This window comes from Streptomyces sp. NPDC048196 (assembly GCF_040652715.1).
Lineage (GTDB): Bacteria > Actinomycetota > Actinomycetes > Streptomycetales > Streptomycetaceae > Streptomyces > Streptomyces siderophoricus.
Genome location: NZ_JBEZMM010000069.1, coordinates 1 through 20,059, shown reverse-complemented (window position 1 = coordinate 20,059; position 20,059 = coordinate 1). Strand labels below are relative to the sequence as shown.

The following is a 20,059-nucleotide window of genomic DNA, read 5'->3' as shown; positions in this document are numbered from 1 at the left end:
TGCGTGTCACACTCATCGCATGCGCGTGTACCTCGGTTCCGACCATGCCGGCTTCGAACTCAAGAACCACCTCGTCGAGTGGCTCAAGGCCCACGGCCACGAGCCCGTCGACTGCGGTCCCCACATCTACGACGCCCAGGACGACTACCCGCCGTTCTGCCTCCGCGCCGCGGAGAAGACCGCCGCCGACCCGGACGGCCTCGGCATCGTGATCGGCGGCTCCGGCAACGGCGAGCAGATCGCCGCCAACAAGGTCAAGGGCGTACGGGCCGCGCTGGCCTGGAGCGAGGAAACCGCCAAGCTCGGCCGCGAGCACAACAACGCCAACGTCATCTCCGTCGGCGGCCGGATGCACACCCAGGACGAGGCGACCAAGTTCATCGAGGTCTTCCTGGCCACCCCCTACTCCGGCGAGGAGCGGCACACCCGCCGCATCGAGATGCTCTCCGCGTACGAGACCACCGGCGACCTCCCGGCCATCCCCGCACACCACCCGCAGGGCTGACCCCGCCCGTTCGTCGCCGCCGCCCGCCCGCCCCGCCGCCCCGGGGAGGGCGGGCGCGCCCACCGGAGGACCCGCCGTGCCCGAGGGCCACACCATCCACCGCCTCGCCGCGGACTACGCCGAGCGCTTCCAGGGGCAGCAGGTCCGGGCGACCAGCCCTCAGGGCAAGTTCTCCGACGGCGCGGCCCTCGTCGACCACCAGGTGCTCGAAACCACCGAGGCACACGGCAAGCACCTCTTCCTCGGCTTCGGCCCGCGCTGGATCCACATCCACCTCGGCCTCTTCGGCAAGCTCGGCTTCGGCACCGCCCCCGCCCCACCGCCCACCGACACCGTCCGACTGCGGCTGGCGAACACCGACTCCTACGCCGACCTGCGCGGCCCCACCACCTGCGCACTGATCACCGACGCCGAGAAGCACGCCATACACGACCGGCTCGGCCCCGACCCGCTGCGCCCCGAGGACGACGGCGGCCGCGCCTGGCAGCGGATCTCCCGCAGCCGGACCACCATCGCGGCGCTGCTCCTCGACCAGAAGATCATCGCCGGGGTCGGCAACGTCTACCGCGCGGAGGTCCTCTTCCGCCACGGCATCGACCCGTACCGCGCCGGCCGCGACCTCACCCGCACACAGTGGGACGCCATCTGGTCCGACCTGGTCGCCCTCATGCGCGAAGGCGTCCGCCACAACCGCATCGACACCGTCCGCCCGGAGCACACCCCCGAGGCCATGGGCCGCCCGCCCCGCGTCGACGACCACGGCGGCGAGGTCTACGTCTACCGCCGCGCCCTGCAGGACTGCCACATCTGCGGCACCGAGATCCGCACCGCCGGCCTCGCCGCCCGCAACCTCTTCTGGTGCCCGGGCTGCCAACCGGCCGGCGGCGCCGCGTAATACCCGCGATCGCGCCGCCCCACACCCCCTCCCACCACGGCTCATCGGACGTTCCCCGGCCGCGCGACCGCATTTCGAACAGGGTTTCCGCGCAATTGGCCGGGGCGACGTGCGGCGAATCGACGCGCCGCCGAACGGGTGGATAAGGTCCCAGAGCGATGACGAGTGGCCCGGGAACCGAAACCCTGACGGCCCGGGTGCACAAAGGTCTGCACCGGGCCCGCGTCGGCGTGCGCAAGGCCGGGGTCGACTACTTCCGCGGCGAGGGCTCCGACCTCTTCGCGCTGGCCGCCCTGCTGTTCGCCATCCCCGCCATCGCCGCCGGCACCCTCTGGCGCCCCGAATGGATCGCCCCGGTCGCCCTGGTCCTCCCCGTCATCGCCGGCGGCCTGCTCCTCCGCCCCGCCAACCTCCTCGTCCTCTACGGCGCCTCCGCCGCCGCCCTCGTCGTCGAGGCCGCGCTCTTCGGCCCGTACGAGGAAGGCCCCGACCGGATCACCCCGGGCACCGTCCTGGTCGTCGCCGCCGTCGGGCTCTTCGGCCTGCTCATCGCCCAGTTCCGCAGCCGCGTCGGCGTGCCCTGGCGGCGCGGCGGCACCATGCTCTTCGACCTGCGCGAACGCATCCGGGTGCAGAGCAAACTGCCCCGGCTCCCCAAGGGCTGGCACCACGAGATGGCGCTCCGCCCGGCCGGCGGCCAGTCCTTCTCCGGCGACTTCGTCGTGGCCTCCCGCACACACGGCGGCAACATCCTCGAAGTCGTCCTCACCGACGTCTCCGGCAAGGGCATGGACGCCGCCTCCCGCGCCCTGCTGCTCTCCGGCGCCTTCGGCGGCCTGCTCGGCTCCCTCCCGCCGCACGGCTTCCTCCCGGCGGCCAACGGCTATCTCCTCCGCCAGGACTGGGACGAGGGCTTCGCCACCTCCATCCACCTCGTCCTCGACCTCGAATCCGGCGACTACGAACTCCTCTCCGCGGGCCACCTGCCGGCCCTCCAGCTCAGCGCCGGCAGCGGCCGCTGGGAGGAGAAGGCGGGGGACGGGCCGCTGCTCGGCGTCTACGACGGCGCCCAGTTCGACCCGGTCAAGGGCACCCTGCGGCCCGGCGACGTCCTGATGCTCTTCACCGACGGCCTGGTCGAGGCCGCCGACCGCGACATCGCCGAGGGCATCGACCGCCTCACCGGCGAGGCGGACCGCTACGTCGCCAGCGGCTTCGCCGGCGCCGCGTGGCACCTGATCGAGGCCGTCGCCAAGGACGTCAACGACGACCGCGCCCTGCTCCTGATCTGCCGCGACGCCTGACGCCCCGAGGGGCGGCCAAGGCTCCCCGGTGGGGTTTCCCCCAGCCCGGCCCTGCGGCCCTCCCCATGGCCCGGCAGACCCCCGGCTCCCTACGGTGAACCGACGCCACCGGCCGCCACGACGGCCCGGCCGAGCACCCACCGGACACCACGGAGCGCCCCACCATGCCCCCGACCGCACCCCCGCCCACCTCCGCACCCGCCGTCGAACTGCGCGGCGTACGGCGCCGGTACGGCCGCGGCCCGGCCGCCGTCCACGCCCTGCGCGGTATCGATCTGACGCTGCCGCGCGGCTCGTTCACCGCCGTCACGGGCCCCTCGGGATCCGGCAAGTCGACCCTCCTGCAGTGCGCGGCCGGCCTGGACCGCCCCACCTCCGGGTCCGTACGACTCGCCGGCACGGAAATCAGCCGAATGAGTGAGCGCCGCCTCACCGCCCTGCGCCGCAGCCGACTGGGCTTCGTCTTCCAGGGGTACAACCTGCTGCCGGCCCTCACCGTCGAGGACAACGTCCTGCTGCCGATGCGCCTGGCCGGACAGCGCCCGGACCGCCGCCGGGCGGCCGACGTCCTCGCCCGGGTGGGCCTCGCCGACCACGCCCACCGCCGCCCGGGCCGGCTCTCCGGGGGTCAGCAGCAGCGCGTCGCGCTCGCCCGCGCCCTGGTCACCGCACCCGACGTGCTCTTCGCCGACGAGCCCACCGGCGCCCTGGACACCGCCACCGCCGCCGAGGTGCTCGGCCTGCTCCGGCACGCCGTCGACACCCTCGGCACCACGGTCGTCATGGTCACCCACGACCCGGTGGCCGCCGCCCGCGCCGACCAGATCCTCGTCCTCACCGGGGGCACGCTCACCGACCGCCTGCTCCCCGGGGCCCGTCAGGCGGGGGACTGAGGCTGCTGCTGCCGGGGCACCGCGGGCGCCGGCCGGTCGGCCGGCTTGCGGAACGCCCAGTCCATGGTCGGTTCCATCGCGAACCGGAAGACCTTGCGGACCGGCGGCGTGCACAGCGCCGTCACGATGCCGCCCGCGAGCAGCGTGACCGCGATCTCGCCGAGCGGCGAGTGCAGCCAGGAGTAGTCGTCGAACCAGCCCCAGAACCGCGAGCCCTTCGCCAGGAAGCCGTGCAGCAGATAGCCGTACAGCGTCCCGGCGCCCAGCACCGTGAACCAGGTCCGCCGCGTCGGCACCCAGGAGAAGAAGCAGGCCACCAGCACCATCGAGCAGCCGAAGAGCGCCAGCGTCATCACGATGCCGACCCACCAGGTGGTGCCCAGCTCCTGGGCGCTGTCGCGGTGGTAGAACCACGCCGAGCTCATCCGCGGCGCCGCCCAATAGGCCATCACCAGCGCCGCCGCGAAGATCGGCACGGACGCGATCCGGACCGCCCGCCGCTGGACGAGCCGGAAGTGCTCCGGCCGCAGCGACAGCCCCAGCACGAAGAACGGCAGGAACTGCAGCACCCGCTGGAGGTCCAGGTCGTCACCGATGTCCGGCGAGATCGACGCGAGGACGGCGATGACCACCGCGAGCGGAATCGGCCAGCGCACGACCTTCCACAGCGGCGTGGTCAGCCGCCAGATGAACAGGGCGATCAGGAACCAGGTGAGGAACCAGGGGTCGAGCAGGCTGATCGGATGCCCCGGATCGTCGTCCGCCCAGCGCTTGAAGAACGCGTAGGCGGTCTCGAAGAGCACATACGGCACGGCGACCCCGGTGACCAGCCGCTGCAGCCGGTCCCGGCGCATGTCGAAGCTGCGGGAGAAGTAGCCGGAGATGATGATGAAGGCCGGCATGTGGAAGGTGTAGACGGTCATGTAGAGCGCCTCGGCGGCGCGGCTGCCGTCGGTCAGCGGCTCCCAGGCGTGCCCCATCGCCACCAGCACGATGGCCAGGTACTTCGCGTTGTCGAAGAAGGGGTTCCGCCCCCCGCTCTTCGACGGGGGCGCCGGTGCCCCCGCCGGCTGCTCGGCGGACTCCGTACGGCCGGACCCGTCCGTACCCGCCGCCTCCCGGGCAGGCGGGAGCACGCGTCGCGGTGTGGGGGCAGCGGGAAACATTCCAGGCACGATAGCGGTGCCCGGCGAATGCGTAAAACCGTCGCCACGCCCTTCGCTATTTCATCCGACGGGCCCATCGATATGACCTGGATAAACACCGCAGGGGGCGGGTCGTTGACGGGACTCCGTCACCACTCCGCCGCCCCTTTTGCCGCACTTGATACCCTCAAATCTGGTCATATCCCCTGAGAACGACGCCGAGGAAATGTCCACTTTCATGGTGCTGTGCGGCGCCGCCTCATCCCCCGTAGTGATGCTCTCCGCCATGCCCGTAAAACAGTGGCGGAACTCACGGATAAACAATTCCCGAAGGGTGCGGAGAGTGATCGCGAATGATCGCGGAATCCCACGGCCCGCAAATTGCGGGGGAGGGGCGCCGGGGGAGGGGGAAGGCGGGAGTCGTCACGAGGCCGGTACGCGGCCCGGCCCCTGCGGCGCCGGCGGCCGGAATCGGGCAAAGCGTTGGCCGATGATTCGTCACCGGCCTGCAGTGGGCATGGAGTTGGTGGCACGATGGGTGCCGGGGGGTGTGCGCGGCATGCTCCCGGGCCGGTGAGGCGTTCCGACCAAGGGTGTGATCAGTGTGGCTCTGTCGCTGTCAGTTGTGCTGCTGTTGGGGATCATCCTGATCGTGCTGATCAGAGGAAAGTCGATCAAGGCGGGCCCGGCGCTCGTCGCCATACTGTTCGGCTTCTTCCTCGCCTCCACCGGCATGGCGCCGTCCATCAACAGGTTCCTCAACTCCCTGGCGGACACCATCAACCACATCACCTTCTAGGCGTCCGGACGCCCGGACGTCATCCGGCCGGCCGCCCGGACGTCCCTCACGCCCACCAGGCCCCTCAAGGCCCACAAGGCCCCTCAAGGCTCACGACGTTCAGAGGTCCTGTTCGCCCCCGGTCCGCGCCATCGCCTCGCGTACGGCCTCCTCGCTGCGGCCCACCACCGCCGAACCGTCGTCCGCGGTGATGATCGGCCGCTGGATCAGCCGGGGATGACCCGCCAGCGCCGCGATCCACCGCTCGCGCGCGGCCTCGGTGCGCTCCCACCCGCCGAGCCCCAGCTCCTTCGCCTCGGCCTCCTGGGTGCGGGTGATGTCCCACGGTTCCAGGCCCAGCCGGGTCAGGACCGCACGGAGTTCCTCCGCGCTCGGCGGATCGTCGAGGTACCGGCGGACCGTGTACTGCGCGCCTTCCCCGTTCAGGATGTCGACCGCGGAGCGGCACTTGGAACATGCGGGATTGAGCCAGATCTCCATCCGGCCACTTTATGGAAGCCGCCGCGCCGGTCGCATGAAGCCCCGGCCGTTCCGGAATGCGGAAAGCGAAAAGCCCCGGGCCGATCGGTCCGGGGCTTTTCCTCAAGAGCGGGCGACGGGAATCGAACCCGCGTAGCTAGTTTGGAAGACTAGGGCTCTACCATTGAGCTACGCCCGCAGGCGCCACAGGTCGTCGGACCTCGGCACGCAGTGCATCCTAGCGGGTCGCGGCGGTGTCCCGCACACCCCTTCCCGCGGACGGCGCCCCGTGCCGCGTACGCCGGCGCGGGTGTTCCGCGCGCCGACCGCCGGCCGTCCTTCTCTCTGCCGCCCCGGCCTCGCAATAACTGGCAGCCGTACCGCGTCCGGCCATGTACCCTACGTGTCGCACCGACGGGGTGTGGCGCAGCTTGGTAGCGCGTCCGCTTTGGGAGCGGAAGGTCGTCGGTTCGAATCCGGCCACCCCGACCAGTAGGACCTCTGTCCGACCGGGCCCGTCCGGTGGAGCCCGGCCCCCTGTGGGCCCGCCCGGACCGCCGGGCATTCAAGATCCCGTTGTCGGCGTCATCCTCCTTGCGGTTACTATGCAAACTGCGTGCCCGTGTGTCTGTGTACCGGGCGGATCGGCAGGGCCCGGATCAGCCGGGTGCCGGCGGATCTCAAGCAGAACCCCAGAAGTCAGCCCCAAGGAGACCGAACCGTGAAGAGCGCCGTGGAGACCCTGAACCCGACTCGGGTTCGGCTCACTGTCGAGGTGCCCTTCGAGGAGCTCAAGCCCAGCCTCGACGCGGCGTACAAGAAGATCAACCAGCAGGTCACGGTGAAGGGCTTCCGCCAGGGCAAGATCCCGGCGCGCGTCATCGACCAGCGGTTCGGCCGTGGCGCAGTGCTGGAGGAGGCCGTCAACGACGCGCTCCCGAAGTTCTACACCGAAGCGGTCAACGAGGCCGAGCTGAACGTCCTCGGCCAGCCCGAGGTCGACATCACCGAGCTGAAGGACGGCGAGACGCTGAACTTCACCGCCGAGGTCGACATCCGCCCCACCCTGGAGATCCCGGACTACTCCGGCATCGAGGTCGAGGTCGACGCCGTCGAGGTGTCGGACGAGGACGTCGACAAGTCGGTCGAGCAGCTGCGTGAGCGCTTCGCGTCCACCAGCCCGGTCGAGCGCGCCGCCCAGGACGGCGACGTGCTGACCGTCAACCTCGAGGCCAAGGTCGACGGCGAGGTCCTGGAGGACGGCGTCGCCGAGGGCGTCACGTACACCGTCGGCTCCGGCGAGCTGCTCGACGGCATCGACGACGCGGTCAAGGGCCTGGAGGCCGGCGGCAGCGCCACCTTCACCTCCGAGCTCAAGGGCGGCTCCGCCCAGGGCAAGGAGGCCGAGGTCACCGTCGAGGTCACCGAGGTCAAGGCCCGCGAACTCCCCGAGCTGGACGACGACTTCGCCCAGCTGGCCAGCGAGTTCGACACCCTTGAGGACCTCAAGGCGGACAGCCGCAAGCGCCTCGCGCAGATGAAGAAGTACGACCAGGCCACCCAGGCCCAGGAGAAGGTCCTGGACGAGCTGCTGAAGCTCGTCGAGGTCCCGATGCCGGAGAAGCTGCTCGCGGACGAGATCCAGACCCGCAAGCACAACCTGGAGCACCACCAGCTCGGCCAGATGGGTCTCGACCTCGCGAAGTACCTGGAGATCCAGGGCAAGACCGAGGAAGAGTTCGACGCCGAGACCAAGGAGCAGGCGGAGAAGGGCATCAAGACCCAGTTCATCCTGGACGAGCTGGTCAACAAGGAGAAGCTGAACGTCAGCCAGGAGGAGCTCACCGAGCACCTCATGCGCCGCGCCCAGTCCTCCGGCATGTCCCCCGACCAGTTCGCCCAGGCCGTCGTCGAGGGCGGCCAGGTGCCGATGCTCGTCGGTGAGGTCGCCCGCGGCAAGGCCCTCGCGGTCGTCGTCGAGGCCGCCACGGTCAAGGACACCAACGGCGAGGTCGTCGACCTCGACGACGAGGACGAGACGGCCGAGACCGTCGAGGCCGAGGGTGCCGAGGCTGCGGACGAGAAGCCCGAGGCGTAAGCCCCGGCCGTCCCGCGACCCGCGCAGAACGACTGATCAACGGGCCCGAGCACGCACGTCCGCGTGTTCGGGCCCGTCCGTCGTACCGGTCGGTGAGCCTGCGCTCACAGCGAACAGTTGACAATGCGGGATGGCGTTGTCCGACCTGCGCGTTAGGGTCCGTAGATACGAGGGCAGGGGAGTCCCTGAAACCGCGCCGGGGCGACACACGGCGCCCGAATCCCCGCGCCCCAGAAGACGACGCTGTGACGGCCCTGAGCCGTCCGACAACGAGCAGGTGGACACGTGACGATCCCGATGCCTTCCGCCGCCGCTGAGCCGACCTTCGGTGGCCTCGGCGACCAGGTCTACAACCGGCTGCTCGGCGAGCGGATCATCTTCCTCGGCCAGCCGGTCGACGACGACATCGCCAACAAGATCACCGCGCAGCTGCTTCTCCTCGCCGCGGACCCGGACAAGGACATCTTCCTCTACATCAACTCCCCGGGCGGCTCGATCTCGGCCGGCTTGGCGATCTACGACACCATGCAGTACATCAAGAACGACGTGGTGACGATCGCGATGGGCCTCGCGGCCTCCATGGGCCAGTTCCTGCTGAGCGCCGGCACCCCGGGCAAGCGCTTCGCGCTGCCGAACGCCGAGATCCTCATCCACCAGCCCTCCGCGGGCCTGGCCGGCTCCGCGTCGGACATCAAGATCCACGCCGAGCGGCTGCTGCACACCAAGAAGCGGATGGCGGAGTTGACGGCCTTCCACACCGGTCAGACGGTCGAGCGGATCACCCAGGACTCCGACCGCGACCGCTGGTTCTCCGCCGACGAGGCCAAGGAGTACGGCCTCATCGACGAAGTGATGACCTCCGCCGCCGGCGTTCCGGGCGGGGGCGGCACCGGGGCCTGAGCCCCGCACCACTCGCCCCTCAGCCACCCCAGCCCACTTGATCGCCACCAGGACGGTGAACACCACGATGAACAACTTCCCCGGCAGCGGCCTCTACCAGCGCCCGGAGTCAGAGTTTTCCGGCCCCCGCGCGGAGTCCCGCTACATCGTCCCGCGCTTCGTCGAGCGCACGTCGCAGGGTGTGCGCGAGTACGACCCGTACGCGAAGCTGTTCGAGGAGCGAGTGATCTTCCTCGGCGTGCAGATCGACGACGCCTCGGCCAACGACGTCATGGCGCAGCTGCTGTGCCTGGAGTCGATGGACCCGGACCGCGACATCTCGATCTACATCAACAGCCCCGGCGGCTCGTTCACGGCGCTCACGGCCATCTACGACACGATGCAGTTCGTGAAGCCGGACATCCAGACGGTCTGCATGGGCCAGGCGGCCTCCGCCGCGGCCGTGCTGCTCGCGGCCGGCACGCCCGGCAAGCGGATGGCGCTGCCGAACGCCCGGGTGCTGATCCACCAGCCGTACAGCGAGACCGGCCGCGGTCAGGTCTCCGACCTGGAGATCGCCGCCAACGAGATCCTGCGGATGCGCACCCAGCTGGAGGACCTGCTGGCCAAGCACTCCTCGACGCCCATCGAGAAGATCCGCGATGACATCGAGCGTGACAAGATTCTGACCGCCGAGGAGTCCCTGGCGTACGGTCTGGTCGACCAGATCGTCTCGACGCGCAAGTCGTCCGTCTCGATCGGCTAGCGGTTTCGCGCACAACGCGCCGGAGCGTTGCCTCCTTGGACCGGTTCGGGATCGAGTGAACCGAGTCGGTCCAAGGGGGGCCCGTACGGGGGGCCCGGCAAGGTACCGTCGATAGGCAAGCACCCGGGTCCGTTGGAGCAATGCGGATCCCAGGCGAAGGGGAAGCACCTCGTGGCACGCATCGGTGACGGCGGCGACCTGCTCAAGTGCTCATTCTGCGGAAAGAGCCAGAAGCAGGTGAAGAAGCTCATCGCGGGACCTGGTGTGTACATCTGCGACGAGTGCATCGATCTCTGCAACGAGATCATCGAGGAGGAGCTCGCCGAGACCTCCGAGGTGCGCTGGGAAGAGCTTCCCAAGCCCCGGGAGATCTACGAGTTCCTGAACGGCTACGTCGTCGGCCAGGAGCCCGCCAAGAAGGCGCTGTCGGTCGCCGTCTACAACCACTACAAGCGGGTCCAGGCGGGCGAGAACGGCCCCGGCCGCGGCGACGACGGCATCGAGCTCGCCAAGTCCAACATCCTGCTGCTCGGCCCCACCGGCTCCGGCAAGACCCTGCTCGCGCAGACCCTCGCCCGGATGCTGAACGTCCCCTTCGCGTTCGCCGACGCCACCGCCCTGACGGAGGCCGGTTACGTCGGCGAGGACGTCGAGAACATCCTCCTCAAGCTGATCCAGGCCGCGGACTTCGACATCAAGAAGGCCGAGACCGGCATCATCTACATCGACGAGATCGACAAGGTCGCCCGGAAGAGCGAAAACCCGTCGATCACCCGTGACGTCTCCGGCGAGGGCGTCCAGCAGGCCCTCCTGAAGATCCTGGAGGGCACCACCGCCTCGGTCCCGCCCCAGGGCGGCCGTAAGCACCCGCACCAGGAATTCATCCAGATCGACACGACGAACGTGCTGTTCATCGTGGGCGGTGCGTTCGCCGGCCTGGAGAAGATCATCGAGGCCCGGTCCGGCGCCAAGGGCATCGGCTTCGGCGCGACGATCCGCTCCAAGCGGGAGATCGAGTCCAAGGACCAGCTCCAGGACGTCATGCCGGAGGACCTGGTCAAGTTCGGCATGATCCCCGAGTTCATCGGCCGGCTCCCGGTCCTCACCTCGGTCCACAACCTCGACCGCGAGGCGCTCCTGCAGATCCTCGTCGAGCCGCGCAACGCGCTCGTCAAGCAGTACAAGCGCCTCTTCGAACTCGACGGTGTGGAGCTCGACTTCGACCGCCCGGCCCTGGAGGCCATCGCCGACCAGGCCATCCTCCGCGGCACCGGCGCCCGCGGCCTGCGCGCCATCATGGAGGAGGTCCTCCAGGCGGTGATGTACGAGATCCCGTCCCGCAAGGACGTCGCCCGCGTCGTCATCACCGAGGACGTCGTCCACTCCAACGTGAACCCCACCCTCGTCCCCCGCACCCGCGGCGACTCGGGCGAGCCCCAGGAGAAGAGCGCGTAGGCGGCCGTATACGTGACGAGAGCCGCCCGGCAGCGAAACCTTCGCTGCCGGGCGGCTCTCGTGTGTAACGGGCGCGCTTCCGTGCCGCCGTCCCCCACAAACGGCGCACCGGGCGTCGGCTACTTCTCCTTGCGGACCTCGTTGCGGACCTTGGCGGTCTTCTCGGAGAGTTCCTCGGCGCCGGGGGTGGTGGCGGTGGTGGCACCGGAGGCGGACGGGGCGGCGGCCATCGAGACGACGCCGATGGCGCTGTTGTCGCCCCAGACGCAGGTGGAGGCGGTGATGGGCACGGACATGCCGGCCTGCGACACCGTGAACTTCTGCGTGCGGCACTTCATCACCGCGCCGTCGAAGTCACTGGGGGAGTACTCGGTGGTCGGGGTGACGTCCTCGACCTTGGCGCTGCCCATGGTCTTCTTCTGGTCCTCGTCGACCTTGGCGAACATCTGGCCCACCGTGCCCTCGGGGTCGGCGATCTGGCCGTAGATGCCGTACACGCTCATGGTCAGCCCGCCGTCGGCCTTGTAGCTGCCCTTGACGCCCTTGGCGTTGGTGATGCCCAGCGCCTTGGCTTCCTTGTCGTTGCTGAAGTCCGTGGTGCCCCCGGCACCCCCGGCGCCAGGGGTCGCCACCTTCGAGAACTGCCCACTCAGCAGGCTGTCCGGCATCGAGATCGTGTAAGGCTTCACGTCCCCGCCCGAGCCGAAGACGAAGTACGCGCCGACGCCGATGGCCGCGACGACGGCGACGGCGCCGATGATCAGGCCGATCTTCTTGCCGTTGCCGCCGGACTCCTCGGGGCCCTGGGGGATGACGCCGTAGGGGGTCTGCTGGCCGCCGTACGGGGGCTGCTGGCCGTAGGCGGGCTGCTGGGGGTAGCCGTAACCGGGCTGGGGCGCCTGGGGCGCCTGGGGGTAGCCGTAACCCTGCTGCGGAGGCACCTGGCCGCCCTGCTGCGGATAGCCGTAACCGGGCTGGGGGACCGGCGGCTGCTGCGGCTGGCCGTACGGACCGGGCTGCTGGGGCTGCTGGCCGTACGGGCCGGGAGGCGGCTGGTTGAAGCTCATGGAGCGGTTCCCCTCGTGACAACTGAGAACAGTTGAAGTTCTGCGATGTTTATGCGCTGCCGACATCCTGTACGACGCCACCGACAGCCGTTGCCCCGGGGGCGAAACCGATTCGAAGCTGGTACACAGGCGCCCGTACACTGTCCGTCGTGACCGAGAACACTCAGCAGAGCAAGCACAGCGACCCCGAACTGCCGACTCAGTACACGCCGGCCGATGTAGAGGGGCCGCTGTACGAGCGCTGGGTAGAGCGGGGCTACTTCGAGGCGGACGAGAAGAGCGACAAGCCGCCGTACACGATCGTCATCCCGCCGCCGAACGTCACCGGCAGCCTCCACCTGGGCCACGCCTTCGAGCACACGCTGATCGACGCCCTCACCCGCCGCAAGCGGATGCAGGGCTACGAGACGCTGTGGCAGCCGGGCATGGACCACGCCGGTATCGCCACCCAGAACGTCGTCGAGCGCGAGCTCGCCAAGGAGGGTGTCTCCCGGCACGACCTCGGGCGCGAGGCGTTCGTCGAGCGGGTCTGGCAGTGGAAGAACGAGTCCGGCGGCCAGATCTCGGGGCAGATGCGGCGGCTCGGCGACGGCGTTGCCTGGTCGCGTGAGCGGTTCACGATGGACGAGGGCCTGTCCAAGGCCGTCCAGACGATCTTCAAGCGGCTCTACGACGACGAGCTGATCTACCGCGCCGAGCGCATCATCAACTGGTGCCCGCGCTGTCTGACCGCCATCTCGGACATCGAGGTGGAGTACCAGGACGACGACGGCGAGCTCGTCTCCATCCGCTACGGCGAGGGCGACGCGTCCATCGTCGTCGCGACGACGCGGGCCGAGACGATGCTCGGTGACACCGCGGTCGCCGTCCACCCCGACGACGAGCGGTACGCCCATCTCGTCGGCACCGAGATCGAGTTGCCGCTGACCGGCCGTCGCATCCCGGTCGTCGCGGACGAGCACGTCGACCCGGAGTTCGGCACCGGCGCCGTCAAGGTCACCCCGGCGCACGACCCGAACGACTTCGAGATCGGCCGGCGGCACAACCTCGCCAACCTGGCCGTCCTCGACGAGCGGGGCGTCATCACCGCGCACGGCCCGTTCCAGGGCCTGGACCGCTTCGAGGCCCGCTCCGCGATCGTCGGGGCGCTGCGCGCCGACGGCCGGATCGTCGCCGAGAAGCGCCCGTACACCCACTCCGTCGGGCACTGCTCGCGCTGCAAGACGACCATCGAGCCGCGGCTGTCGATGCAGTGGTGGGTCAAGGTCGGCCCGCTGGCGCAGGCGGCCGGGGACGCGGTCCGGGACGGCAAGGTCGCGATCCACCCCAAGGAGATGGAGTCGCGGTACTTCGGCTGGGTGGACAACCTCCACGACTGGTGCATTTCCCGGCAGTTGTGGTGGGGTCACCGCATTCCGGTCTGGTACGGGCCGAACGGCGAGGTCGTCTGCGTCGGACCGGACGAGGAGCCGCCGAGCGGTGCGGGCTGGCACCAGGACACCGACGTCCTGGACACCTGGTTCTCGTCGGGCCTGTGGCCGTTCTCCACGCTCGGCTGGCCCGAACGGACCCCGGGCGTCGAGAAGTTCTACCCGAACTCCGTCCTGGTCACCGGCTACGACATCCTGTTCTTCTGGGTCGCCCGGATGATGATGTTCGGGCTGTACGCGATGGACGGCACCCCGCCGTTCCACACCATCGCGCTGCACGGCATGGTCCGTGACCAGTTCGGCAAGAAGATGTCGAAGTCCTTCGGCAATGCGGTCAATCCGCTGGACTGGATGGACGCCTACGGATCGGACGCGGTCCGGTTCACCCTCGCCCGCGGCGCCAACCCGGGTGTCGACGTGCCGATCGGCGAGGAATGGGTCCAGGGCTCCCGCAACTTCGCCAACAAGATCTGGAACGCCACCCGCTTCGCGCTCATGAACGGCGCGACCGTGGAGGGCGAACTCCCGCCCGCAGAAGCGCTGTCGGCGACCGACCGGTGGATCCTCTCCCGGCTGAACTCGGTCGTCGCCGAGGTCGACGCGTACTACGACGACTACCAGTTCGCGAAGCTGTCGGACACCCTCTTCCACTTCGCCTGGGACGAGGTCTTCGACTGGTACGTCGAGCTGTCCAAGACCACCTTCATGGCCGGCGGACCGGCCGCCGACGCGTCGCGCCGGGTCCTGGGCGAGGTCCTGGACGTCACGCTGCGGCTGCTGCACCCGATCGTCCCGTTCGTCACCGAGACGCTGTGGACGACGCTGACCGGCGGCGAGTCGCTCGTCATCGCCGAGTGGCCCGCGGACTCGGGCTTCCGCGACGCGGCCGCGGAGCGGGAGATCGAGACCGTTCAGCAGGTCGTCACCGAGGTCCGGCGGTTCCGCTCCGACCAGGGGCTGCAGCCCGGCCAGAAGGTCCCGGCCCGGCTGGACCTGTCCGGTACGGCGCTGGCGCCGCACGAGGCCGCGATGCGGGCGCTGCTGCGGCTGCAGCCGGCCGGTGACGGCTTCCACGCCACCGCCTCGCTGCCGATCGCGGGCGCCACGGTCGCGCTGGACCTGTCCGGCGCCATCGACATCGAGGCGGAGCGCAAGCGGCTGACGAAGGACCTGGCCGCCGCCGAGAAGGAGAAGGCGCAGGCCACCGCCAAGCTCGGCAACGAGGCGTTCCTCGCCAAGGCGCCCGAGAAGGTCGTGGACAAGATCCGCGGCCGGCTGGGGACCGCGGAGGCCGACATCGAGCGGATCACCGCGCAGCTGGCGGCTCTGCCCCGGGCGTAGCACCGTTCCACACCGCAGGCCCCTCGTCCGTACGGGCGGGGGGCCTGCGCCGTCCCCGCCCCCTCCCGCGCTCCCCCCGTTCGCGGACCGGCCAGAGCAGCACATACGCCGTGGAGAGGGCCACGAAGCCCAGGCGGATCAGGCCGCGGGCCGAGTCGTCGGGGACCGCGAAGACGCTGCCGTAGAGGATCAGCAGCGCGAGCCAGCTCCACCACGGCACCAGACGGCGCTGGCCGATCACGTCCCACAGCAGGGTGCCGAGCAGCACAGACGCCGTGTAGTACGTGTAGACGCTGGGGTCGAGGACGATCCGGGCGTTGGCGCCGAGCAGGACCACGGCCGCCCAGCGGCCCCGCCAGACGGCGATCACGCCCAGCGTCAGCCCGAGGGCGGCCTGCGCCGGACGGTCCCAGCCGGGCGTCTCCGGATCGCCGACGCCCAGCCAGCGCAGCGCGGACGCCGGATGATTGGGGATGGCGAACTTCGCCGCGGCGAACGACTGCGGATCGCCGAGGAAGAACGGCAGCCAGGCGACGGCCACCAGGCCCGCGCACCACAGGCCGGCCCGCAGCCACTTCTCCCGCGGCAGCGCGAGCAGCAGCGGGACGAAGGCCAGGGCGGTGGGCTTGGAATCCATCGCCAGGGCCAGGAAAGCGCCGGTGAGGGCGGCGTCGCCGCGGGTGACGGCGCGTACCGCGAGGGCGGTGAAGAACAGGGCGAGGACGTCGTCGAGGTGCCCGAAGCGGACCGCGACCTCGATCCACATCGGGATGAAGGCCAGCCCGGCGATCAGGACGCGCTGCCGCAGCCGCTGGTGGTTGGTGCCGGTGCCCAGGAAGTGGTGGGCCGCGCTGCGTCCGGCCAGGACCACTATGACCAGACCGAGCAGCGACATCAGGGCCGCGGCGAGGAACTGGCCGGTGGCCTCGGGGAACGGGTTGAACAGCCCGGCGGTCAGAAAGCTGATCGGGCCCATCTGGAGCTCGGGGTGGTGCGCGTAGAGGTTGAGGCCGCCGGTGCCGTCGCCCGCGGTGCCCTGGTAGATCAGCTCGCCGCCGGTCCGCAGGTAGTGCCAGGAGAACCCGCCGTGCGGTTCGACGACCGCGAACCACAGGGTGGTCCAGGCGGTGAGCAGCACCAAATGCATCCGCTGACTGATTGCCGGCACGCCTGTTCAGCTCCTGCTTTCCCGTTCGCCGTCGTCCTGTTGCGCGCTCCCGTGGGCCGTGCTGGCGCCTCCGGGGTGCGGGGGAGCCGCACAGCCCGCCGTGGAAGAGGGCGAAGCGGGGCAGAAAGTTGTCCCGGCCGGGCAGGTCCGGCCGATTCGGCCCGTTAAGACCGTTCTCATCGCGTTCTCATGAAGGAGAGGCACGGTGGACCGGAATGCCCGATGCCGGATGCCGGAGCGCCGGATTGCCGGAGTCCGGCGGAGACCGCCCGCCCCGTCCCAGGAGCCGCGCCCCATGAACAAGCCACTGCGCCGGGTCTCGGTGTTCTGCCTCGCCCTGATACTCGCACTGATGGGCTGGGCCACCTGGCTCCAGGGCGCGAAGGCCAGTGACTACAAGGAGGACTCGCACAACCCTCGGGTGGCCATCGGCAAGTACGCGGCGCCGCTGGGCAACATCCTCGTCGGTGGCGAGCCGGTCACCGGCTCCGCCGCCACCTCTTCCACCCTCAAGTACAAGCGCACCTACCAGGACGGTTCGCTCTACGCCCCGGTGACCGGCTTCACCTCGCAGATCTTCGGCAGCAACCAGCTGGAGAGCCTCTACGGCGACCTCCTCGACGGCTCCGACAGCCGGCTGCAGAGCCCCGCCGACGCACTGACCCGCACCCGCGCCAAGGGCGGCGACGTGGCCACCACCATCGACCCCAAGGTGCAGAAGGCCGGCTATCAGGCGCTGGGCGGCAAGAAGGGCGCAGCCGTCGCCCTCGATCCGGCCACCGGGCGCATCCTCGGCATGGTCAGCACCCCGTCGTACGACCCGGGGAAGTTCGCCGGGTCCTCCGCCGCCGACCAGAAGGCGTGGCAGCGGATGTCCGGCAACCCCGACCACCCCGAGGTCAACCGGGCACTGCGGCAGCCGCTGCCGCCCGGCTCCACCTTCAAGCTGGTGGTCGCCGCGGCCGCGCTGGAGAACGGCCGGTACTCCTCGGTCGACGAGCACACCGACAGCCCCGACCCGTACACCCTCCCGCACACCCACACCACGCTGAAGAACGAGAACACCGCCGCGCCCTGCAAGAACGCGACCATCCGCACCGCGCTGCGGTACTCCTGCAACACCGTGTTCGCGAAGATGGCCGTCGACCTGGGCAAGGACAAGGTCAAGGCACAGGCCGAGAAGTTCGGCTTCAACGACGGCAAGGTGGACACCCCGGTGCGCGCCGCCAAGAGCGTCTACCCGGACGACATGGACCAGGCGCAGACCGCACTGTCGGGGATCGGCCAGTTCAACGACCAGGCGACCCCGCTCCAGATGGCGATGGTCGCCTCGGCCATCGCCAACGGGGGCGAGCTGAAGAGCCCGCAGCTGGTCGACCGGCTGACCGACGGCGGCGGCAACACCGTCCAGCAGAACGAACCGGCGGCGTACCGGGACGGCCGGACCATGTCGGGCCGCACCGCCGCCCAGCTGCGGTCCGCGATGCAGACGGTGGTGGACCAGGGCACCGGCTCCAACGCGAAGATCGGCGGACTAACCGTCGGCGGCAAGACCGGCACCGCCCAGCACGGCGTCGACAACAGCGGTACGCCCTACGCCTGGTTCGTCTCGTACGCGGAGGACGGCAACGGGCACCAGGTGGCGGTGGCCGTGATGGTCGAGGACGGCCACGCCGCCCGCGAAGAGGTCTCCGGCAACGGACTGGCGGCCCCGGTGGCGCGGGCGATGATGAAGGCGGCACTGGGCTAGCCGGGGAGCTACCGGCGGGCCGGCGCGGCGCGCGGCGGGCGGGGGCGACGCAGCGCGGCGCTGTCACAGGTGCCTCGTAGACTTGTCGTCGTGAGCGAGCGCCCCCGAAACGACGACCCCGACCCGACCGACGCCTTCGACGAAATGGTCGAGGCGGAGACCGACAGAGACCCCGACCTGGCGGTGATCGAGGCCGGCAGCCGGACCCTGCGCGCCCAGGCGGGACCGCCGCAGGGGGACCCGATCCCCGCCCGGCCGGCCGACCCCGAGGTCGACCGCGCGCTGCGGGCCGTCGAGGAAGAGCTGGCGGGCCGCTGGGGCGAGACCAAGCTCGACCCGTCGGTGAAGCGGATCGTGGCGCTGCTGGACGTCCTGGGCTCGCCCCAGCGGGCGTACCCGTCCATCCACATCACCGGCACGAACGGCAAGACCAGCACCGCCCGCATGATCGAGGCGCTGCTGGGCGCCTTCGACCTGCGCACCGGCCGGTACACCAGCCCGCACGTCCAGTCGATCACCGAGCGGATCAGCCTGGACGGCAGCCCGATCTCCGCCGAGCGCTTCATCGAGACGTACCAGGACATCGCGCCCTACCTGGAGATGATCGACGGCCAGCAGGAGTACCGCCTGTCGTTCTTCGAGGTGCTGACGGCCATGGCCTTCGCCGCCTTCGCGGACGCCCCGGTGGACGTCGCGGTCGTCGAGGTCGGCATGGGCGGCACCTGGGACGCGACGAACGTGATCGACGGCGACGTCGCCGTGGTCACCCCCATCTCCCTGGACCACACCGACCGCCTCGGCGAGACGCCCGAGCAGATCGCCGGTGAGAAGTCCGGGATCATCAAGAAGGACGCCACGGTCGTGCTGGCCCAGCAGCCGGTCGACGCGGCGTCGGTGATGCTCAAGCGCGCGGTCGAGGTGGACGCCACGGTCGCCCGTGAGGGCATGGAGTTCGGGGTGCTCTCCCGTGAGGTCGCCGTCGGCGGGCAGATGCTGACGCTGCGCGGCCTGGGCGGCGAGTACCCGGAGATCTTCCTCCCGCTGTACGGCGCCCACCAGGCGCACAACGCCGCGGTGGCGCTCGCCGCGGTCGAGGCGTTCTTCGGCGTGGGCTCGGAGCACGCCCGCACGCTCGACATCGACACCATCCGCTCCGCGTTCGCCGCGGTCGCCTCGCCGGGCCGGATGGAGGTCGTCCGCCGCAGCCCCACGGTCGTGCTGGACGCCGCGCACAACCCCGCGGGCGCCCGGGCCGCGGCCGAGGCGGTCACCGAGGCGTTCGGCTTCAGCCGGCTGATCGGCGTCGTCGGCACCAGCGACGACAAGGACGTCCGCGGAGTCCTGGAGGCATTCGAGCCGATCTTCGCCGAGATCGTCGTGACGCGTAATTCCAGCCATCGTGCGATGGATCCGGACGAGCTTGCGGCCGTCGCGGTGGAGGTCTTCGGCGCCGAGCGGGTCCAGGTCGAACCGCGGCTCGACGACGCCCTGGAGGCGGCGATCACCCTCGCGGAGGAAGAGGGCGAGTTCTCCGGCGCGGGCGTGCTGGTCGCGGGCTCGGTGATCACGGTGGGCGAGGCCCGACTGCTGCTGGGAAGGGGCTGACCATGCGCACGCTCTGCGCGGGCACTCTGATAGGCGAATTCTTCGTGATCGGCTTCGCCGGCCTGGTCGCGATGCAGCTGACGGACATCCCGACGGCCACGATCTGGACGGTCAGCGGCATCGCGATGCTGCTCAGCCTCCTGCTGTGCGGCATGCTGACCCGCCCCGGCGGCGTCCAGCTCGGCTGGGCCCTCCAGATCGCCCTCATCGCCAGCGGCTTCGTCATCCCCACGATGTTCTTCCTCGGCGCCGTCTTCGCCGCCCTGTGGTGGGCCTCGGTCCACTTCGGCCGCAAGGTGGACGCGGCGAAGGCCGCTGCCGCTGCCGCTGCCTGATTTGCCCACGTACTCGGCTGCAGCGCCGTGGTCGTTGCTCGCGTTGCGCTTTGCGGCGCCCCGCACGTAGCTGTCTGCTGCGCCGCGGGGCGTCTCGCCGTTGCGCCTTGCGGCGCCCCCGCACGTAGCCATCTGCGGCGCCGCGGGGATGTTCGCCGTTGCGCC

17 protein-coding genes and 2 tRNA genes are annotated in these 20,059 nt (G+C 70.2%); 14 read left to right on the top strand and 5 right to left on the bottom strand.

The window, feature by feature from the left end:
- Positions 1–19: 19 nt before the first annotated feature.
- The 4 genes from AB0E02_RS35780 to AB0E02_RS35765 all read left to right on the top strand — a co-directional run bounded on the left by AB0E02_RS35780 (position 20) and on the right by AB0E02_RS35765 (position 3,597).
- The gene (locus AB0E02_RS35780) at positions 20–505 is read left to right on the top strand and encodes a ribose-5-phosphate isomerase (protein WP_362147762.1); all 486 of its coding nucleotides are present in this window, start codon (positions 20–22) and stop codon (positions 503–505) included.
- A 76-nt stretch (positions 506–581) separates the two neighbouring features.
- Entirely contained in the window at positions 582–1,400 is an 819-nt protein-coding gene (locus AB0E02_RS35775; RefSeq protein ID WP_362147759.1) for a DNA-formamidopyrimidine glycosylase family protein, read from the top strand.
- A gap of 158 nt (positions 1,401–1,558) precedes the next feature.
- Complete coding sequence (locus AB0E02_RS35770; protein ID WP_362147756.1) at positions 1,559–2,704, top strand: PP2C family protein-serine/threonine phosphatase; 1,146 nt, start codon at positions 1,559–1,561, stop codon at positions 2,702–2,704.
- 164 nt (positions 2,705–2,868) lie between these two features.
- Positions 2,869–3,597 (top strand): ABC transporter ATP-binding protein, encoded by a 729-nt coding sequence (locus AB0E02_RS35765; RefSeq protein WP_362147753.1) that lies wholly within the window; start codon positions 2,869–2,871, stop codon positions 3,595–3,597.
- On the opposite strand, the gene AB0E02_RS35760 is transcribed toward AB0E02_RS35765, so the two are convergent.
- Entirely contained in the window at positions 3,582–4,763 is a 1,182-nt protein-coding gene (locus AB0E02_RS35760) for an acyltransferase family protein (RefSeq protein WP_362147749.1), read from the bottom strand. The genes AB0E02_RS35765 and AB0E02_RS35760 overlap by 16 nt on opposite strands.
- Before the next feature lie 583 nt (positions 4,764–5,346).
- Between AB0E02_RS35760 and AB0E02_RS35755 the strand changes: the two genes are divergently transcribed.
- Positions 5,347–5,541, top strand: a complete 195-nt coding sequence (locus AB0E02_RS35755) for a hypothetical protein (protein ID WP_030415520.1) — start codon at positions 5,347–5,349, stop codon at positions 5,539–5,541.
- A 99-nt stretch (positions 5,542–5,640) separates the two neighbouring features.
- On the opposite strand, the gene AB0E02_RS35750 is transcribed toward AB0E02_RS35755, so the two are convergent.
- Positions 5,641–6,021 (bottom strand): arsenate reductase family protein, encoded by a 381-nt coding sequence (locus AB0E02_RS35750; RefSeq protein WP_362147746.1) that lies wholly within the window; start codon positions 6,019–6,021, stop codon positions 5,641–5,643.
- A gap of 107 nt (positions 6,022–6,128) precedes the next feature.
- Positions 6,129–6,199 (bottom strand) — tRNA-Gly (locus tag AB0E02_RS35745).
- A gap of 216 nt (positions 6,200–6,415) precedes the next feature.
- On the opposite strand from AB0E02_RS35745, the gene AB0E02_RS35740 reads away from it, so the two are divergent.
- The 5 genes from AB0E02_RS35740 to clpX all read left to right on the top strand — a co-directional run bounded on the left by AB0E02_RS35740 (position 6,416) and on the right by clpX (position 11,198).
- Positions 6,416–6,492: transfer RNA gene (locus AB0E02_RS35740), tRNA-Pro, on the top strand.
- A gap of 229 nt (positions 6,493–6,721) precedes the next feature.
- Complete coding sequence (tig, locus tag AB0E02_RS35735; protein WP_362147743.1) at positions 6,722–8,098, top strand: trigger factor; 1,377 nt, start codon at positions 6,722–6,724, stop codon at positions 8,096–8,098.
- 297 nt (positions 8,099–8,395) lie between these two features.
- On the top strand, positions 8,396–8,998 hold the full coding sequence (locus AB0E02_RS35730; RefSeq protein WP_030415517.1) for an ATP-dependent Clp protease proteolytic subunit: 603 nt from the start codon (positions 8,396–8,398) through the stop codon (positions 8,996–8,998).
- Between the two features lie 67 nt (positions 8,999–9,065).
- Complete coding sequence (locus AB0E02_RS35725) at positions 9,066–9,743, top strand: ATP-dependent Clp protease proteolytic subunit (RefSeq protein WP_030415516.1); 678 nt, start codon at positions 9,066–9,068, stop codon at positions 9,741–9,743.
- 171 nt (positions 9,744–9,914) lie between these two features.
- Positions 9,915–11,198, top strand: coding sequence for an ATP-dependent Clp protease ATP-binding subunit ClpX (clpX, locus tag AB0E02_RS35720; RefSeq protein ID WP_030415515.1), 1,284 nt, complete (start codon positions 9,915–9,917; stop codon positions 11,196–11,198).
- 119 nt (positions 11,199–11,317) lie between these two features.
- On the opposite strand, the gene AB0E02_RS35715 is transcribed toward clpX, so the two are convergent.
- On the bottom strand, positions 11,318–12,265 hold the full coding sequence (locus AB0E02_RS35715) for a hypothetical protein (protein WP_362147739.1): 948 nt from the start codon (positions 12,263–12,265) through the stop codon (positions 11,318–11,320).
- A gap of 149 nt (positions 12,266–12,414) precedes the next feature.
- Here AB0E02_RS35715 and AB0E02_RS35710 point away from each other — a divergent pair, with 149 nt between their 5' ends.
- Positions 12,415–15,036, top strand: a complete 2,622-nt coding sequence (locus AB0E02_RS35710) for a valine--tRNA ligase (protein WP_362147736.1) — start codon at positions 12,415–12,417, stop codon at positions 15,034–15,036.
- On the opposite strand, the gene AB0E02_RS35705 is transcribed toward AB0E02_RS35710, so the two are convergent.
- A complete protein-coding gene (locus tag AB0E02_RS35705; RefSeq protein ID WP_362147787.1) occupies positions 15,002–16,183 on the bottom strand; it encodes a hypothetical protein in 1,182 nt (393 codons plus the stop codon). The genes AB0E02_RS35710 and AB0E02_RS35705 overlap by 35 nt on opposite strands.
- Positions 16,184–16,499: 316 nt before the next feature.
- Between AB0E02_RS35705 and AB0E02_RS35700 the strand changes: the two genes are divergently transcribed.
- The 3 genes from AB0E02_RS35700 to AB0E02_RS35690 all read left to right on the top strand — a co-directional run bounded on the left by AB0E02_RS35700 (position 16,500) and on the right by AB0E02_RS35690 (position 19,894).
- Positions 16,500–17,954, top strand: coding sequence for a penicillin-binding transpeptidase domain-containing protein (locus tag AB0E02_RS35700; protein WP_362147732.1), 1,455 nt, complete (start codon positions 16,500–16,502; stop codon positions 17,952–17,954).
- 90 nt (positions 17,955–18,044) lie between these two features.
- The gene (locus AB0E02_RS35695) at positions 18,045–19,559 is read left to right on the top strand and encodes a folylpolyglutamate synthase/dihydrofolate synthase family protein (protein WP_362147729.1); all 1,515 of its coding nucleotides are present in this window, start codon (positions 18,045–18,047) and stop codon (positions 19,557–19,559) included.
- A 2-nt stretch (positions 19,560–19,561) separates the two neighbouring features.
- The gene (locus tag AB0E02_RS35690; protein WP_030812993.1) at positions 19,562–19,894 is read left to right on the top strand and encodes a DUF4233 domain-containing protein; all 333 of its coding nucleotides are present in this window, start codon (positions 19,562–19,564) and stop codon (positions 19,892–19,894) included.
- Positions 19,895–20,059 lie beyond the last annotated feature (165 nt).

What these genes read in the sequence shown, in the direction of transcription:
- AB0E02_RS35780 (WP_362147762.1), top strand. Translation starts at nt 20, where the DNA reads ATGCGCGTGTACCTCGGTTCCGACCATGCCGGCTTCGAACTCAAGAAC.
- AB0E02_RS35770 (WP_362147756.1), top strand. Translation starts at nt 1,559, where the DNA reads ATGACGAGTGGCCCGGGAACCGAAACCCTGACGGCCCGGGTGCACAAA.
- AB0E02_RS35765 (WP_362147753.1), top strand. Translation starts at nt 2,869, where the DNA reads ATGCCCCCGACCGCACCCCCGCCCACCTCCGCACCCGCCGTCGAACTG.
- AB0E02_RS35760 (WP_362147749.1), bottom strand. Translation starts at nt 4,763, where the DNA reads ATGTTTCCCGCTGCCCCCACACCGCGACGCGTGCTCCCGCCTGCCCGG.
- AB0E02_RS35750 (WP_362147746.1), bottom strand. Translation starts at nt 6,021, where the DNA reads ATGGAGATCTGGCTCAATCCCGCATGTTCCAAGTGCCGCTCCGCGGTC.
- AB0E02_RS35730 (WP_030415517.1), top strand. Translation starts at nt 8,396, where the DNA reads ATGCCTTCCGCCGCCGCTGAGCCGACCTTCGGTGGCCTCGGCGACCAG.
- AB0E02_RS35725 (WP_030415516.1), top strand. Translation starts at nt 9,066, where the DNA reads ATGAACAACTTCCCCGGCAGCGGCCTCTACCAGCGCCCGGAGTCAGAG.
- AB0E02_RS35715 (WP_362147739.1), bottom strand. Translation starts at nt 12,265, where the DNA reads ATGAGCTTCAACCAGCCGCCTCCCGGCCCGTACGGCCAGCAGCCCCAG.
- AB0E02_RS35705 (WP_362147787.1), bottom strand. Translation starts at nt 16,183, where the DNA reads ATGCATTTGGTGCTGCTCACCGCCTGGACCACCCTGTGGTTCGCGGTC.
- AB0E02_RS35700 (WP_362147732.1), top strand. Translation starts at nt 16,500, where the DNA reads ATGAACAAGCCACTGCGCCGGGTCTCGGTGTTCTGCCTCGCCCTGATA.
- AB0E02_RS35690 (WP_030812993.1), top strand. Translation starts at nt 19,562, where the DNA reads ATGCGCACGCTCTGCGCGGGCACTCTGATAGGCGAATTCTTCGTGATC.